The 17,430-nt window shown below is 43.1% G+C and carries 13 protein-coding genes and 1 other RNA gene; 10 read left to right on the forward strand and 4 right to left on the reverse strand.

Features of this window, described 5'->3' with window-relative positions; translation table 11 throughout:
• Nucleotides 1-18 precede the first annotated feature (18 nt).
• Entirely contained in the window at nucleotides 19-1,209 is a 1,191-nt protein-coding gene (locus tag RYO92_RS04310) for an ATP-binding protein (protein ID WP_315369599.1), read from the reverse strand.
• A 294-nt stretch (nucleotides 1,210-1,503) separates the two neighbouring features.
• Between RYO92_RS04310 and RYO92_RS04315 the strand changes: the two genes are divergently transcribed.
• Nucleotides 1,504-1,725: a hypothetical protein gene (locus tag RYO92_RS04315; protein ID WP_183684770.1), complete on the forward strand. Its 222-nt coding sequence runs from the start codon at nucleotides 1,504-1,506 to the stop codon at nucleotides 1,723-1,725.
• 55 nt (nucleotides 1,726-1,780) lie between these two features.
• Here the strand turns inward: RYO92_RS04315 and RYO92_RS04320 are convergent, their stop codons facing one another.
• Both RYO92_RS04320 and RYO92_RS04325 read right to left on the reverse strand, forming a co-directional pair.
• Nucleotides 1,781-3,109, reverse strand: coding sequence for a chloride channel protein (locus tag RYO92_RS04320; RefSeq protein WP_315369600.1), 1,329 nt, complete (start codon nucleotides 3,107-3,109; stop codon nucleotides 1,781-1,783).
• Nucleotides 3,110-3,131: 22 nt separating this feature from the next.
• Nucleotides 3,132-4,022, reverse strand: coding sequence for an ROK family protein (locus RYO92_RS04325; protein WP_314833592.1), 891 nt, complete (start codon nucleotides 4,020-4,022; stop codon nucleotides 3,132-3,134).
• A 375-nt stretch (nucleotides 4,023-4,397) separates the two neighbouring features.
• On the opposite strand from RYO92_RS04325, the gene RYO92_RS04330 reads away from it, so the two are divergent.
• The 9 genes from RYO92_RS04330 (at nucleotide 4,398) to rnpB (ending at nucleotide 16,801) form a co-directional block, all read left to right on the forward strand.
• Complete coding sequence (locus RYO92_RS04330; RefSeq protein ID WP_315001120.1) at nucleotides 4,398-6,380, forward strand: alpha-amylase family glycosyl hydrolase; 1,983 nt, start codon at nucleotides 4,398-4,400, stop codon at nucleotides 6,378-6,380.
• 12 nt (nucleotides 6,381-6,392) lie between these two features.
• Nucleotides 6,393-8,030 carry a phosphoenolpyruvate--protein phosphotransferase gene (ptsP, locus tag RYO92_RS04335; protein ID WP_315001122.1) on the forward strand — a complete coding sequence of 546 codons (1,638 nt, stop codon included), beginning with the start codon at nucleotides 6,393-6,395 and terminating at the stop codon, nucleotides 8,028-8,030.
• Between the two features lie 192 nt (nucleotides 8,031-8,222).
• Nucleotides 8,223-9,530 (forward strand): ABC transporter substrate-binding protein, encoded by a 1,308-nt coding sequence (locus RYO92_RS04340; protein WP_314833589.1) that lies wholly within the window; start codon nucleotides 8,223-8,225, stop codon nucleotides 9,528-9,530.
• A gap of 212 nt (nucleotides 9,531-9,742) precedes the next feature.
• Nucleotides 9,743-11,086 (forward strand): ABC transporter substrate-binding protein, encoded by a 1,344-nt coding sequence (locus RYO92_RS04345; protein WP_315369601.1) that lies wholly within the window; start codon nucleotides 9,743-9,745, stop codon nucleotides 11,084-11,086.
• Between the two features lie 204 nt (nucleotides 11,087-11,290).
• Nucleotides 11,291-12,196 (forward strand): carbohydrate ABC transporter permease, encoded by a 906-nt coding sequence (locus RYO92_RS04350; RefSeq protein WP_314344415.1) that lies wholly within the window; start codon nucleotides 11,291-11,293, stop codon nucleotides 12,194-12,196.
• 13 nt (nucleotides 12,197-12,209) lie between these two features.
• A complete protein-coding gene (locus tag RYO92_RS04355; RefSeq protein ID WP_314344419.1) occupies nucleotides 12,210-13,049 on the forward strand; it encodes a carbohydrate ABC transporter permease in 840 nt (279 codons plus the stop codon).
• Nucleotides 13,050-13,064: 15 nt separating this feature from the next.
• Nucleotides 13,065-15,356: an alpha-galactosidase gene (locus RYO92_RS04360; protein WP_314344422.1), complete on the forward strand. Its 2,292-nt coding sequence runs from the start codon at nucleotides 13,065-13,067 to the stop codon at nucleotides 15,354-15,356.
• 158 nt (nucleotides 15,357-15,514) lie between these two features.
• Complete coding sequence (locus RYO92_RS04365) at nucleotides 15,515-16,402, forward strand: AraC family transcriptional regulator (protein ID WP_314668597.1); 888 nt, start codon at nucleotides 15,515-15,517, stop codon at nucleotides 16,400-16,402.
• 65 nt (nucleotides 16,403-16,467) lie between these two features.
• Nucleotides 16,468-16,801: RNase P RNA component class A (rnpB, locus tag RYO92_RS04370), an RNA gene on the forward strand.
• 25 nt (nucleotides 16,802-16,826) lie between these two features.
• On the opposite strand, the gene RYO92_RS04375 is transcribed toward rnpB, so the two are convergent.
• Complete coding sequence (locus tag RYO92_RS04375) at nucleotides 16,827-17,312, reverse strand: peptidylprolyl isomerase (protein ID WP_314329767.1); 486 nt, start codon at nucleotides 17,310-17,312, stop codon at nucleotides 16,827-16,829.
• Nucleotides 17,313-17,430 lie beyond the last annotated feature (118 nt).

The raw sequence follows: 17,430 nt of genomic DNA on the forward strand, positions 1-17,430 counted from the left end.
TTTAAAAATAGATTGGATTTAGTTTTTTACATCCCCTTTATCGGGATTCGAAAATTCAAAGCCCTTATCATACCATTCTAAGAAGGAGTGCTTCTCTCCATCGGTTTTTAGACCCAAGATGGTATTGATGGACACATTTTCTGTGGAGCGGAAGATATTTTTCTCGATAAAGGGATTAACTTCCTTTAGGGAAGCAATCAATTTCTTTATCTCCAAGCGCTTGGAACTGGTGGTGCCGTCCACATGGCAGGTGCTGCAGGTTTCGGTAAATTTGCAGGCACACTGGATAAAGTTTAACTGGTTATAATTTCGCCAATGGATAATGTCTTCCTCCCGAACATAGTAGAGGGGACGAATCAACTCCATTCCTTCAAAGTTTGTGGAATGAAGCTTGGGCATCATGGCCTGGAATTGTCCACTGTAAAGCATTCCCATTAAGACGGTTTCAATCACATCATCAAAGTGGTGCCCCAAAGCAATTTTATTGCAGCCCAGCTCCTTTGCCTTGGAATACAGGTGTCCCCTTCGCATTCTTGCGCAAACATAGCAGGGGGAGGAGTCGATGGTGAAAACCGATTCAAAAATATCGCTTTGGAAAAACTCCAAGGGAATCCCCAGAAGAGCGGCATTTTCCTCAATAATCTGTCGATTGTAGGCGTTATAGCCAGGATCCATACAAAGAAAATGCAGGGTAAAGGGGAATTTGTTGTGCCGTTTTAACTCTTGGAAAAGCTTTGCCATAATCATGGAATCCTTACCGCCGGAAATGCAGACGCAGATGGAATCGCCCTCTTTAATCAACTCATAATCATTGATGGCCTTGGCAAAGGGGGTAAAGATAGACTTTTTGAATTTTTTTCTAAGGCTTAATTCAATTTCCTTCTGTCGTTCCTCCTGTTTTGCAGCTTTTTTTATTTGCTGTAAAACATATTTCCCATATCCCCCCTCCAGGTTTGCCACCTGATAGCCCCTGTCGGAAAGTCGTTCTCCCAGCTCTCTGGAAAGGGTTCCGTATTTGCAGTAAAGGAGATACTGTCCTTCTATGGACAGGGGAATTTCCTCCCCCAGTAAAGTCTCTATAGGATAGGAGAGGGCCTTGTCCATGTGTCCGATTTCATATTCCTCTGCTTCCCTTAGGTCAATGGGGGTATAGTGTTTATATTCTTCCTTCTCCCAGGCTTCCGGGGAGATTTCTTTGATTTTACTCATGTTTAAGTCCTTCTTCACAAAATAATCGAAGCATTCTTTTTAAAATAATCACAGTATTTTTTTAAAATACACCGAAGCAGTATAGCATAAAGGGACTATGGAAGCAAAATATAAAGGAAGCATGGGGCAAAATAATACTTGTCAGAAAAAGGAACTTAGGCTATGCTCTTTGAGATAATATTAGTGTTGGCTAACGAAAAAATCTGAAAGCCTCATCTTAGAGATAAGGACGGAAGCTTCCGGGTAATGCATCATTTGCTTTCGTTGAAGAGTAGTAAAGAAAAGGAGTGCTAAATGAATCCCATGGAGTTAATGCAGTTTAGTAGAGACTTGGATGATTTTCAGGCAAACCACCCCAAGGTAGCTAAGTTCTTACAAATAGAATTTGGCAAGGGTTTACCGGAAGGAACCATTCTGGAATTAAAGATTCAAAGACCGGGGGAAGAAGAAAAAGTTACTAATCTGCGGGTTAAGCCGGAGGATAAGGGCTTGGCGAACCGTTTTAAAAAAGGCTAAATGAGATACCCCGCGCACTGCGAAGGAAACTTGTTAAGAAAATAAATGAGCATACCTAATGGGTATGCTCATTAATTTCTTCTTCCTCTGTTTTGGAAAAGAGTATTTTTTGACTGTGATAAAGGCCGTAATTCCCGGAGAATAGATAGCTGATGGCTATGGCTAAAAGGAAGTAGGAAGAGGCCTGGAAGCCGAAAAGCTCAAAGCTGATAAGCAAGGCTGTCAGAGGACAGTTGGTGACACCGCAGAAGAGGGCGGTCATTCCCAGTGCTGCACATAGAGAAGGATCTAATGGCAAAAATCGGCTTAATGCATTACCTAAAGTTGCTCCTATAAACAGGGAAGGCACAATCTCTCCACCCTGAAATCCTCCTCCAAGAGAAACGGAAGTAAAGAGAATTTTCAAGAAAAAGGCAAAGAGAAAAATTTTCGTCTTTGGATCATGGATTGTTTGAATAATCAGCTGGATACCGGTTCCGTTATAGATATTGGTGTTTAGAGCCAAAGTAGCAAGGAGAACGATAGCTCCACTTACAAAAATACGCAGGTAAGGATTTGGGAAATATTTGCTAAACAAATCCTTTGCTTTATGGGCGCAGGAAACAAATAAGATACTTACCAAAGCGGCGGCGATTGCCAGAAGAAGAGTATATAGGGCGGATGACCAATTCATTTCCGCTATCAGAGAAAGGGCAAGATTCGGTTCCTCCGCATGAATGACTTTTTCCGCAAAAAAATGGGCTGTTAAGGCTGAAACGGTACAGGGGAGTAAGGCGGTATAGTAAATACTGCCTACGGTGCAGAGCTCTATGGCAAAGATAGCGGCCGCTATCGGGGTACCGAAGAGCCCGGAAAAAGCTGCACTCATTCCGCACATCATAATTCTTCTTTGCTCTTTCTCAGAAAGATGTAAAACTCTGCCGATACTGGAGCCTAGAGACCCCCCTACCTGTAAAGCGGCACCTTCTCGACCTACGGAAGCGCCGAAGAGGTGAGAAAGTACAGTGCTGAAAATAATCAGGGGAGCCATTTCCACCGGCAACTTTTCTCCTCTTCGCACCGACTCAATCACCAGATTGGTACCCTTTTTATTTTTATCGGACAGAATGCTGTAAGCGAAGACCAAAAGAAGTCCGGCAAAGGGGAGGGCAAAAAGAATCCGGGGGTGCTTTACCCGGAATGCGGAAGCCAGTACGATACCATGGGCAAAGAAGGCGGAAATACTGCCTACAACAGCACCGGTAAGAATACCCAGCAGAATCCATTTTAAACCGTTTTTATAGGTCTCCTTTACTTTTTCAAGCTTTGCTAATCTGCTTTGATTTTTCTCTTTCCTGCTGTCGGTATTTTTGCTTTCCGGTATTGCTTCATTTTGCGCATTCATTGTTCTAAACTTCCCTATGTTGTTATTTTAAATTCAAGCTACTTTCTTTCTTTGCATCGATGGCAAGCTGTAAACAACCCAGTATACCCTGATTGTCGTTTAAGCTGGCAGGAACGATATAATGATCTAAATCTGCTAATTCCTTGGTTTTCAGATAGTCATTCAACTGTGCGGCTACTTCTTTGCGAATTAAGGGGAAGAGCTGTTCCTGATGCATTACGCCGCCTCCCAGAATAATTCTTTCAGGACTGAGGGTTAAGATCAGATTACATAGAGCCTGACCGATGTAGTAGGCCTCAATTTCCCAAACCTCTTTTTGATTTACCAGTTCAATGCCTTTCTTTCCGTATCTTTTTTCAATGGCAGGGCCGGAGGCCATTCCTTCAAAACAATTCTTGTGGAAGGGGCAGTTTCCCGCAAAGGAATCCTTTGGATGGGGAACCAAGAGCATATGTCCAAGCTCCGGATGTAACATACCGTGCAGTAATTTTCCGTTACTGATAACGCCACCGCCGATTCCGGTACCGATGGTAATATAAATGGCATTTTCCAGCCCCTTACTGGAACCGAAGGAAATCTCTCCCAGAAGAGAACCGTTTACATCCGTGTCAAAGCCCATGGGAATGGATAAAGCCTTCTGTAAAGTAGGAATCAGAGGATAGTTCTGCCACTTGAGCTTTGGGGTACTGGTAATATAGCCATAGGTTTTGGAATCTTTATGCAAATCGATGGGACCGAAGCAGGCTACACCCAGGGCGACAATGTCTTTATCCTTAAAATAATCGATAATTTTAGGAATGGTCTCCTCCGGGCTTAAGGTGGGAATGGAAACCTGCTCAATAATCTTTCCGTTCTCCTCGCAAACGGCACAAATCATCTTAGTTCCACCGGCTTCTAGGGATCCGTAATACATATATTTACCTCGCTTTAATTCTGAACAAGAAACCCGAATATAATTTCGGCTTCCTTGCTTATGATGGAATGCAGAAAACTCTACAATTTCTTTTCCCTTCAGTGTATAGAATGCTTGACAAAAATGCAATGTCTATTCCCTTTTTCTTTTGATTATCCATGCTTTTTGTATAAGTTGAATATTTTATTTTATTAAATAGAAACAAAGTGTATCCTCTGTTTCACTTTTCCTTGTTGCTTATTTTGCTTTAGGGTATAATGAGGAAAATGTTCCAAAGAAGAAAAGAGTTAGTTTTTCAGGCATCTTGGAAGATGAGCGCTTGGAGAGGTCAAGTCTTTACCTTCTAGAAAAGCTATAATAGAAAGGGATATCAGTATGGGGAAGAAAAAGGAAACGGGTAGCAAAGAGCATAAAACAGATAAGATGAAGATAGAAGAATGCACCGAAAAGAGGCTGAGAGCATTGGAGCCCAATGCAGTGAAAACGAAGGTAACGAATACGGTAGAGGAAGTTCAGGATGACTATATTACGGCTTATCAGAACCGTCTGGCTACCCATATGGATGAGTTGAAATGGCTATATTATGAGCTGTATAGAAGCAATGAACAATCCTTTCAATATTTTCTTTCTCTTTTGGATAAATATGCCAGAGAACGGTCTCCTGAGCTTAGAGCATTAGACCAAGAAAGAATGAGAAAGCCCCAGTGGTTTAAAGGAAACAACCTTATCGGAGTTCTTTTATATACCAATTGCTTCGGAAAAGACTTAAAGGGCGTGGAAAAAAGGATTCCTTACCTTAAGGAATGTGGCTTTAATTATATGCATTTGATGCCTATTCTGGAGAGTCCAAAGGAAAAGTCTGACGGGGGGTATGCGGTATCCAATTTCCACAAGGTTCAACCGGAATTGGGAACTATGGATGATCTTAAGAGTTTATGTTCTGTCTGCCATGAAGAAGGAATCAGTGTTTGTTTGGATTTTGTCATGAACCATTGCTCCGAGGAACATGAGTGGGTAAAACGTGCCAAGAACGGCGAACAAGAATTTCAGGATCGTTTCTTCATGTTTAATGACTGGGGGCTTCCCAATGAATTTGAACGTACAGTTCCTCAGGTTTTTCCGGAGTCCGCTCCCGGTAATTTCACCTATTGTGAAGAAGCGAAAAAGGTTGTTATGACTACCTTTTATCCGTATCAGTGGGATTTGAACTATGGGAATCCTACGGTTTTAAATGATATGTTGGAAAATATGCTCTTCCTGTGTAATCAGGGAGCGGATGTTTTCCGCCTGGATGCGGTTCCTTATATTTGGAAAAAGCTGGGTACAAACTGTCGAAACCTTCCGGAGGTACATACATTAGTTCGCATCTTCCGTATGGCGATGGAAATAGTGGCTCCCGGTGTATTGCTTTTGGGAGAAGTGGTAATGGAGCCTCAAAAGGTAGTTCCTTACTTCGGAAGTCTGGAGAAGCCCCAGTGTCACATGCTGTATAATGTTACCACTATGGCATCTACCTGGCATACCGTTGCTACTCAGGATACCCGTTTGATGCAGCACCAGCTTGGCCAGGTCTTTGCCCTTCCGAAGGACATGGTATTCCTGAATTATCTTCGTTGTCATGATGATATCGGTTGGGGACTGGACTACGCTTTCCTGGAGCAGTTTTCCATTACGGAGATTCCGCATAAGGCCTTTTTAAATGCTTATTTCAGAGGCTTTACGGAGGATTCCGATGCAAGAGGAGAGCTGTACAATGATGATCCGGTACGGGGAGACGCCAGACTCTGCGGTACCACCGCATCTCTTTGCGGATTGGAAGCGGCTGCCTATGAAAAGGATGAACACAAGATAAAAGCAGCCTTACAGCTGGATTTAATGCTCCATGCCTTTTTGCTGAGTCAGTCCGGTATACCGGTGCTTTATTCCGGAGATGAGATTGGACAGGAAAATGACTACAGCTATCATGAGGATGACATCAAGAAGGTGGATTCCCGTTATCTTCATCGTGGTAATTTCCCCTGGGATAAGGCGGAGAAGAGAAAGAAAAAGGGCAGTATAGAAGAAAAGATTTTTACCGGTTTGAAAGAGCTGGAGGATTTAAGAAGAAAGCATAAAGCATTTTCAACTATGGCGGATACTTGGATTATTGATACAAAGAATATCCATGTCCTTGCCTTTGGAAGATATTATGAGGGAGAAAAGATTCTTTGCTTCTACAACTTTGCCAGATCCGAGCAGGTGGCTTATGTGTCCGAGGTGGAGGATTACGTGGATCTACTTTCCGGAAAGTCCTGTAAAGCAAGAGACCTTGTCCTTCCTGCCCATGGATTTTTGTGGTTGAAAACCTCCTTTGTTTAAAGAGGAAAGTTTATGAAGATACTGGAAGGACTTTCCGCCTTTTCAGGCATTGCCATGGGGCCGGTACATTTTAAAAGGAAGCTTCAATTTTCCTACCTAAAAAAATCCGAAGAAGGCATAGAGGAGGAAAAAAGGAGGGGAAAAGAAGCCTTTTTAAAGTCGATAGCGAAGGAAGAAGAATATTATCAAAAGGCCCTTTTGGAGATGCAGAATGAAGATGCAAAGATATTTTCTGTTCATGCGTTAATGCTTTCCGACGAAATTCTGCAAAACAGTGTATTTAGCTTGGTACAAAAGGGTCATACAATGGAATATGCGGTGAAAAAAGCCTTTAGCAAACAAGAAAGGCTTTTTCGTCGTATGGAGGATCCATATTTTCGGGAACGTGCGGAGGATATGCAGGATATTCTGAACTTGATGCTTTCTATTTTAAGCGGAAAAGATGTCGCTACCAAGGAAGAGCCTTGTGTTTTGCTGGCAGAGGATCTTGGACCATCGGACACCATTCGTTTTCCGAAAGATAATCTGCTGGGATTTATTACGGAGAAGGGTTCTTTACAAAGTCACACAGCTATTCTGGCAGCATCCTTGGGAATCCCGGCCTTGGTACAATGTAAAGGGCTGAGGGGAATAGAAGACGGAGAATACTGTATTATTGATGGTGAAAAATCGGTGGCTTATTTTTCTCCCACGGAGGAGGTACTGGCTCATTACCGGGAGATTATGGAAAAAAAGAAAGAGGAGCGACAGGAGCTTGAAAAACTAAGAGATGAAGACTGTGTCAGTTTAGACGGAAAACGCATGAACTTATATGGTAATATGTCGTCTCCGGTAGATGTCAAGAAGCTGCTAAAATCCGGTGCTGAAGGAATCGGTCTGTACCGTACGGAATTTTTATTTTTAGAGGAAGGAAAGCTTCCCTCCGAGGAAAAACAGTTTCAAAGCTATCGGGTAATTTTGGAGGAAATGAAAGGAAGAGAAGTCATTATCCGAACCTGTGATTTGGGAGCGGATAAGGTACTTCCCTATCACACCGGGGTAAAGGAGGAAAATCCTGCTTTAGGTCTTCGGGGAATTCGCTTTTGCCTTACGGAAAAGGAAATATTCTGTACACAAATCAGAGCCTTATTGCGGGCTTCAGCCTACGGTAAGCTTTCGGTGATGCTTCCGATGATCAGTAGTTTGGAAGAAGTCAGAGAAAGCAAAGCCTTATTTCACAAATGCAGGACAGAACTTGAAAAACAAGGGGTTCCTATGGCGGAAAGAATACCATTAGGGGTGATGATTGAAACTCCTGCTGCAGTCTTTATAGCAGAAGACTTGGCCAAAGAGCTTGATTTTTTCTCTATCGGTACCAATGACTTATCCCAGTATCTTTTGGCGATAGATAGACAAAATGTCATGGTGCACAGCTTTTATCACAAAAAACATCCTGCCATTCTGAGGGCCATCAAAGAAGTGGTGGAAAAAGGAAAACAGGCGGGAATATCGGTGGGAGTCTGCGGAGAATTTGCGGCTGATCCGGATTTTACAGCTTTTTTTCTCCATCTGGGAGTGGATAAATTGTCCATGAACGGCCCTGCCATCTTGCCGATAAAGAAGAAAATTCTTAGTTGTGACAGTAGTAAGGAACTCAACAGAATTCCATAACATTTTTCTGTATTATCACAACATTTTTCCATATTATATTTTCCTGCCGGAAGTATAATATGGGGTAGAATATTGTTTTCAAGAGCGAAGCTGGAGAAGAAAGATTTTTTCGAAACCGATTTGGGTATGCTTTTTTGAAGCTGATTCCGGGAAGGTTTTTGTGCGGAGGCTCTTGCGCTTTAGGAGGAAAAGATGAAAAAAAGAAGTTTAGCGGTATCAGTAGTGATGGGGCTTATGGCTCTGGGATTGGTTGCTTGCGGCGGAAGCAAGAGCTCTTCTTCCGAGAGTACAGCAAGCGGAAGCGGTGAGCAGGGAGCTTCCTCTGACGAGCTTTCCGTTGCAATTTGGGATACCAACCAGGAACCGGGACTTAAGGAGATTTTAGATGATTTCACTAAGGAGACCGGAATCAAGACCAAGATTTCCGTTGTAAAGTGGAATGAGTACTGGACTATGTTGGAGGCAGGAGCACAGGGAGGATCTTTACCGGATGTTTTCTGGATGCACTCTAATGAATCAGAGCGTTATATGAGTAATGATATGCTCTTGGATTTGACGGATAAGATTAAGGCTTCCGATAAGATTAAAGTGGAAAATTATCCGGAGGATATCTGGGGACTTTATACTTACAAGGACCATTACTATGCAGTTCCTAAGGACATTGATACCATTGCAATCTGGTATAATAAAAAGCTTTTCGACGAGGCGGGAGTTCCTTATCCTACATCCGACTGGACCTGGGATGATTTAACGGAAACCGCAAGAAAGCTGACAAAGTCTGACGGCTCTCAGTACGGTTTGGCAGTGAAGATGGATAACAATCAGGCAGGATATTATAACCTGATTTATGATAAGGGCGGATATGTTATCAGTGATGATAAGAAGAAGTCCGGATGGGATGATCCAAAGACCATCGAAGGAATGAATATTTTAGATACCTGGATTAAGGAAGGCTTGATGCCATCTGCTGAGACGATGTCCGAGAACGGAGAGGAAGTATTGTTCCAGTCCGGAAAGGTAGCTATGGTTCCTCAGGGCTCTTGGATGATTGCCAGCTACAAGGCTAATGAGTACACAGCGCAGAATGCCGATATTGTAGAGCTTCCCAAGGATGCTAAAACAGGTAAGAGAGTTTCCTTATACAACGGTTTGGGATGGGCTGCCGCAAAGAATGGTAAGCATACAGAAGAGGCATGGAAGCTGATTGAGTATTTGGGTTCTGAGCCGGCACAGAAGAAGCAGGCTGAACTTGGAGTAACCATGTCCGCTTACAAGGGAACCTCCGATGCATGGGTAAAGAGTGCAAACTTTAACCTGCAGGCTTATCTGAACATGATGGATGACATGGTAATTCGTCCTTATTCCAGAAGTACTGTAAGCTGGGAAAATGCAGATAATGAAATCATTACCAAGGTTTATACCGGAGAGCTTACCATGGAAGAAGCATGTAAGCAGATGGCAAAGCAAATGAATGAAAAGCTTGCAGAAGAGCAGAAGTAATTTGATTCTTAACGAGTATCGCACGCGTAGTGTGCGATATCTCGTTTAAAAGAAAAGTACCAGGGTCGATTGCGTATAGAAGAGGGGTTGTGAAAAAAGAAGGGATGAGAGAAGAATTCTTTTTTTACAGCCTCTTTTTCTAAAATTTCCGGGATGTTTCCTTAGGAATACCTGTTTGCTTACCTTTACACTTTTTTTAAAAGGAGGCAAGTATGTTAAGGAAGTACGCATTGGCACTTTGCTTAAGCCTGTTAGGCTTGATGGCCTGTGGACAGAAGACGGAAAACTCCGGGGGAAATTCTTCAGAGGGATCCGGAGCAACAGCCCAGGAGAGCGCTAAGGAAACAGCGAAAGCAGAGGGGGAAAACAATTCGGATGTAACTCTCTCCGTATCCATCTGGGATACCAACCAGGAGCCCGGACTGGAAGAAATCATGGCGGATTTCACGAAGGAAACAGGGATTAAAACGAAGATTACCGTTGTGCGTTGGGCGGATTACTGGACTGCTATGGAAGCTGCTGCACAGGGCGGTTCTTTGCCGGATGTTTTCTGGATGCACTCTAACGAATCAGAGCGGTACATGAGTAACGGGATGCTTCTGGATCTGACGGATTACATTAAGAATTCCGAAGTGATTCAGAAAGAGAATTATCCCACTGATATCTGGAGTCTTTACGGCTATGAGGGCAAGGACTATGCAGTACCTAAGGATATCGATACGATTGCTCTTTGGTACAATAAGAAAATGTTTGATGAGGCAGGCTTAGCTTATCCAACTGCCGATTGGACCTGGGATGACTTAACGGAATCTGCCAGAAAGCTAAAAAAGCCGGATGGTTCTCAGTATGGTTTTTGCTTAAAGCCCAACAATGATCAGGCAGGCTATTACAATATGATTTTGGACAGAGGCGGATATATTCTGAATGATGACAAGACAAAATCCGGCTATGACGATCCGAAGAGTATTGAAGCTATGCAGATTTTGGAGACCTGGATTAAGGAAGATTTGATTCCTTCCGCAGAGACCATGTCCGAAAATTCCGAAGATGTTCTATTCCAGTCCGGCAAGGTGGCAATGATTACCCAGGGTTCCTGGATGATTGCGGCACATAAGAAGAATGATTTCAGCTTGGCTAATGCGGATTGCGTAGAGCTTCCAAAGGATAAAGTGACCGGAAGAAGAGTGTCTATCTACAATGGTTTAGGATGGGCTGCGGCAGCCAACACTAAGCATAAGGAAGAGGCTTGGAAGCTGATTGAATATATGGGTTCCGAAAAGGCACAGAGAAAGCAGGCAGAGCTTGGCATTACCATGTCGGCTTACAAGGGAACTTCCGAAGCATGGGCAAAGAGCGCGCCCTTTAATTTACAGGCCTATCTCAACATGATGGAAGATATGGAGATTCTTCCTTTTTCCAGAAGCACAGTAACCTGGGAGGATGCCAATACAGAGTTGGTTACTAAGGTATATACGGGAGAGCTGACGATGGAGGAAGCTTGTAAAAAGATGGCGGCACAGATGAATGAGAAGCTTGCTGAAGAGCATGCTAAGTAAATATAAAACAATGAGCGAATCAGCATTTAAAACAGTATTTATTAAAACTTTTCAAAAAGCGTTCTTAATAGCATTCACAACAGCATTTATTACGGCATTTATCACGGCGCTTTTGAAAGCTTTCAAAACGCTAAATAAGGCAAGGAAATAAAATGTTGCAAAAACAAATTTTGAAGTCCGGTATTTAGTAGAAAAGGAGTAGCTATGGTAGAAGAGGAAAAGAAAGTATTTTCATTTACCAGTAGAGAGAAAAACGAATTTATTTGGGGCTGGTTATTTATCCTGCCAACGATAATCGGTTTAGTGGTTTTGAATATTATACCGATTATCAACACCATTTATCAAAGCTTCTTTAAGACGGGAGACTTTGGTAGAGGAAACATTTTTGTTGGCTTGCAAAATTACCAGAAGGTTTTTGCGGATAAGGAAATCTGGCAGGCCCTGATTAATACGGTGCGTTATGCGATTGTGGAAGTACCCTTCTCCATAGCTATTTCCCTGGTTTTGGCAGTGCTGTTAAATAAGAAAATCAAGGGAAGATCGGTGTATAGAACCATTATCTTCCTGCCTATGGTGGCGGCGCCTGCTGCTATTGCCATGGTTTGGCGCTGGTTATACAATTCCGACTTCGGTTTGTTAAACCATATTTTTCATAGCAAAATTAACTGGGTAAGTAGCCCAAGTATTGCCGTTTACAGTATTGCGGTAATAGGTATCTGGTCTATTTTGGGCTATAATATGGTGCTTTTCCTTGCGGGATTACAGGAAATTCCCGGAGATTATTACGAGGCGGCGGAGATTGACGGGGCAACCGGTATTTCCAGTTTCTTTAACATTACTCTGCCTTTACTTTCTCCCACAATTTTCTTTGTTTTGGTAACCAGAGTCATTGCCAGCTTACAGGTATTTGACTTGATTTATATGGTAATTGATAACACCAACCCGGCACTGGGAAAAACCCAGTCTTTGGTCTATCTTTTCTATAAGTATTCCTTTGTAAATAAAAACATCGGTTATGGTTCAACCATTGTGGTGGTACTCCTTCTTCTGACCTTACTGGTTACTGTGTTACAGATGATCGGGCAGAAGAAATGGGTTTACTATAACTAAGAAAGGAGTAGCTATGGAAAGTTTAGAGAGAAATAGAAAAATCAGCAGTTTTATTATTCACTTATCCTTGGTTTTGATTTCCATTACCATGTTGATTCCCTTCCTCTGGATGGTTCTGACAGCCTTTAAGAGTATTACAGAGGCAACATCCGTGGATCCATTTATTATCTTCCCGAAGGTTTGGCGAACAGATGCCTTTAAGGCGGTTTTTGCCAACATGGATTTCCTTCTGCTCTATAGAAATACCCTGCTTTTGATTTTCTTTAGAGTGCTTTGTGCGGTGGTAACGGCAACCATGGCGGGTTATGCCTTTGCCAGACTCCGTTTTCCGGGAAGAGACCTGGCATTTTCCCTGGTTTTATTCCAAATGATGGTGCCTAATCAGGTCTTTTTGATTCCTCAGTATCTAATGGTTTCCAGGATGGGAATGTTAAATACGATTTTTGCTTTGGTTTTCCCGGGACTGGTTACCGCCTTTGGAACCTTTCTTTTAAGACAGGGCTTTATGGGACTTCCCAAGGATTTGGAGGAGGCTGCCAGACTGGATGGCTGTAATATCGGACAAACCTTCCTTTTCGTTATGATGCCTTTGATGCGTTCTTCCATGGTGGCACTGGGAATTTTTACAGCCCTCTTTGCCTATAAGGATTTGATGTGGCCCATGATTGTAAATACGGATAAGGATATGTTGGTTTTGTCCTCTGCTTTGGCAAAGATGCAGGGACAATACGTGGTGAAATTCCCGGAACTGATGGCGGCATCCCTGATTGCCTGTGTTCCAATGATCGTTTTATATATTTTGTTCCAGAAGCAATTCATTGAAGGAATTGCCACCAGTGGCGGTAAGCTCTAGGATTGGAGGAGTAGAATGGCTTTTGATATTGTTTTTCACGAAAAAGAAAGAGTTTTTCATTTATATAACGAGAAGATTTCCTACCTTATGCGGGTAATGGAAAATGAGCAGCTGGAGCATCTGTATTATGGCAAGCGAATCCATGACAGAGAAGGCTTTTCTTCCCTGCATGAAGAGGCTCAGCGTTCTCAGATGAGCGTATGTATCCCGGAGCCGGGCTCACTTTCCATGCAATATGCCACTCAGGAATATCCTTCCTATGGAACAGGAGACTATCGCAGTCCTGCCTTTTCCATTTTGCAGGAAAACGGCAGCAGGGTATCCGACTTCCGCTATCGGGGCTATGAAATCAAGAAGGGAAAGCCAAGCTACCTGCCCTTACCCATGTCCTATGTGGAGGCGGATGAAGAAGCTTTGACCTTGGATATTTTCCTGGTAGATGCAGTCAGTGAGACGGAGCTTCGTTTGGAATATACCCTTTATAGAGACTATGCGGTGCTTTGCCGAAATGTTTGCTTTACCCAGATGGGAGCGGAAAAAATCCACTTAGAGGCAGCCCTCAGTATGAGTGTGGAATTCTTGGATAAAGATTTTACCATGCTTCATTTGGCCGGTGCCTGGGGAAGAGAACGTTATGTAAAAACCAGAAAACTGGAAATGGGGATTCAAGGGATTCAAAGCTTAAACGGTACCTGTTCCGGTGCGGAGCATAACCCCTTTATTGCCTTGCTTCGTCCGGATGCCAATGAGGATCAGGGAAAGGTTTACGGCTTTAACCTGGTTTACAGCGGGAATTTCCTCTCACAGGTAGAGGTATCCACCTTTGATATGACCAGAGTAATGCTGGGAATTAATCCACAGAACTTCTCTTATTGCCTCTCCGAGGGTGAGTCCTTCCAAAGTCCTGAGGTGGTGATGGCCTATTCCGAGGATGGTTTGAACGGTTTGAGTCAGGTTTATCACCGCTTCTTTAAGAACCGCCTTATGCACGGAAAATACAAGAATCAGGAACGCCTGGTTCTTTTAAACAACTGGGAGGCTACCTTCTTTGATTTTAATGAGGAGAAGATTCTTCATATCGCTAAAAAGGCAAAGGAAGTGGGAGCGGAACTTTTCGTATTGGATGATGGATGGTTCGGAAAGAGAAATGATGATTACAGAGGCCTTGGGGACTGGGATGCCAACTTGGAAAAACTTCCCCAGGGAATTGCAGGCCTGTCCAAGAAGGTAGAGGCTCTGGGTCTGAAATTCGGTCTTTGGTTTGAAGTGGAAATGGTCAACATGGATTCCGACCTTTATCGGGCTCATCCGGATTGGATGATTGCTACTCCGGGACGTTTTCCAAGCCATGCCAGACACCAGCATGTATTGGACTATTCCAGAAAAGAGGTTGTGGACTATATCTACGGAAAGATGGCAAAGATTCTTAGAGAATCCTCCATTTCCTATATTAAGTGGGATATGAATCGTTATATGTCCGAGCCCTATTCTGCTGCACTGGATGCGGAAAGACAGGGAGAGATGATGCATAGATATATTCTTGGAGTCTATGATTTGTATCATCGACTGACTACAGAGTTCCCGGATGTGCTTTTTGAATCCTGTGCCAGCGGAGGAGCCAGATATGATGCGGGACTGATGTATTATGCTCCCCAGACCTGGTGCAGTGATGACTCGGATGCGGCGGAGAGAGCAAAGATTCAGTACGGAACCTCCATTGCTTACCCCATTGTCAGTATCGGTTCTCATGTATCGCAGGTACCTAACCAGCAGCTTTATAGAAATACCCCATTGGAAACCAGAGCCAATATGGCTTACTTCGGAACCTTCGGTTATGAGCTGGATTTAAATCTTCTTCCGGAGAAGGAAATTGAAGAGGTAAAGAAGCAGATTCAGTTTATGAAGGAGTATCGGAAGCTGATTCAGATCGACGGAGACTTTTATCGCCTTCGTTCTCCTTTCAAGGGAAATGAAACTGCCTTTATGGTGGTATCTCCTAAGAAGGATCAAGCTTTGGCTATGTATTTCCAGACCTTAAATCATGTAAATGCTTCCTGGATTCGTTTTAAGCTAAAGGGCTTGGAGGAGGACCGTCTTTACAGAGTACAGGCTGATTTAAGTCCCTGCTTGGAAAGGTTGGAAAATCCTGTTTTACATGCTTCCTTTAATTTGGAAAAGAAGAGCTTGGATTATCTGGCTTACGGAAGTGAGCTTATGGAAGTGGGAATTCCTATTTCCAGAGATGATTTAAGTAGAAAGGGAGGAGACTTTGCCTCCATCCTTTTCAAGATTGATGCCAAGTCTTAGGCAGAAAGAAAAATAAATATAGGAGGTAGAGAGAGGAGAGTCTATGGAGAAAAGCAAAGAGAAGAGCCCTTTTCTTTTCTTAATTCCGGTCTCCCTCTCTTTTTACTGAGATGGAAAGACAAACTGTAGATTTTGTAAAAGATCCCTTTGGCTGTTTTTTGGGAGAAGAGCAACGCTACTATAATTTCCAGGATGCAGAAAACAAGGCTTCCGACCTACAGCTGATGTATTGCGGAAAAGAACGTTGTGTTCCGGGGCATCGTTATGGACCAAATAAGCGAAATTTGTATCTTTTGCATGTGGTCTATTCCGGTGTAGGGACATTATTCGTTAACGGAGAATACTATCATTTATCCAAAGGAAATGCTTTTCTTTTATATCCCCACATGGAAGCTTGGTATGAGGCGGATTTAACGGAACCCTGGTCTTATTTTTGGATTGGCGTGCGGGGAGTGGATGCGGACAGTTTTTTTACCGAAGCCGGCTTTAGCAAGGAAAAACCGGTGGGAATCGTGCATCAGATGGATAATCTATTGTTGTATATCAATAAAATATTACAAAAACAGGATTATACCATTGAAGAGCAATTATCCAGAAGCGCCTATATGCACTTGTTTTTTGCCAATCTTCTCAGGGGAAAGCAGGAAGAAACGCATTGGGGAGGACCGTTAAAGGATTTAGGCAGTCACAGTGCCAGAGTGAGAGCCTATCTGGATGAGCATTATCATGAAGATATCTCCATTACTGCTTTAGCCAAGGAAATGGGAATACATAGAGCCCATCTTTTTAACAGCTTTAAAAAAGATACCGGTTACTCTCCCAAGGAATATTTACTCTATATCCGGATGCAAAATGCCAAGGCTATGCTTCGGAGAACCGGAAAGTCCATAGCAGAAATTGCCTATATGGTGGGCTATCATGACCCTTTAAGCTTTTCCAAGATTTTTCGGCAGAAAATAGGGGTAAGTCCTTTGCAGTATAGAAACATGAAAGAAGAGATGCTGTATAACCGGGAAACCGGGGAATATTTGCAACATTTGTATTAAGGGAAATGTATCAAGGAAAATGGATTTTCTTGACAAAAAAGAATTTCATAAGATAGACTTTAACGGAACTAAGGTGAATGGTCGCTGCTGCCAAGTGCAGGAGAGGAAAGTCCGGGCTTCATAGAGCAGGATGCCTGATAACGTCAGGTTGAGGTGACTCACAGGAAAGTGCAACAGAAAAGAACCGCCGGTTTCCGGTAAGGGTGAAAAGGGGGTGTAAGAGACCACCGGTTTCCTGGTAACAGGAAATGCTATGTAAACCCCATCCGAAGCAAGGTTAAACAGAGGGCATAAGGTGGCTCGCCTGCCCTCGGGTAAACCGCTTGAGGCTTATGGCGACATAAGTCCTAGATAGATGACCATTTTTAACATAACCCGGCTTATAGCCATAGTTCCCCCCTCTCTTAGGAGAGGGGGATTTTTTTTAGGCTTCTACTTCTACCTTTTCCATGATTACCTTTTCTACAGGAGCATCCTGAAAACCGGTTTCTACAGAAGCAATTTCGTCCACTACATCCAAGCCTTCGATGACTTTTCCGAATGCGGCATACTGTCCATCCAAATGAGGCGCTGCTTCGTGCATAATGAAGAACTGGGAGCCGGCAGAGTTGGGATCCATGGAACGAGCCATAGAAATAACACCCTTTTCATGCTTTAAGGGGTTGTCTACACCGTTACTCTTAAACTCTCCCTTAATGCTGTAACCGGGGCCGCCCATACCGTTTCCATCCGGGTCTCCTCCCTGAATCATAAAGCCGGAAATAATACGGTGGAAGGTCAATCCGTTATAAAAGCCCTTCTTTACCAGGTCTAAAAAGTTCTCTACGGTAATGGGAGCAGTTTCAGGATATAGTTCCAAACGAATCACCTTGCCACTGTCCATCGTAATGCGTACAATAGGATTTGCCATAATACACTCCTTTATTCTGATAAATTATTGTGAAATCAAAGGAATTGTATCAGCTTTTTAGAGGGCTTACAAGCCGGACTTAAATAGAATAAGCGGGAAAAATGAGGATAACGTGTCG

Source organism: Oribacterium sinus (genome assembly GCF_963553175.1).
GTDB classification, from domain to species: Bacteria; Bacillota; Clostridia; order Lachnospirales; family Lachnospiraceae; genus Oribacterium; species Oribacterium sinus_B.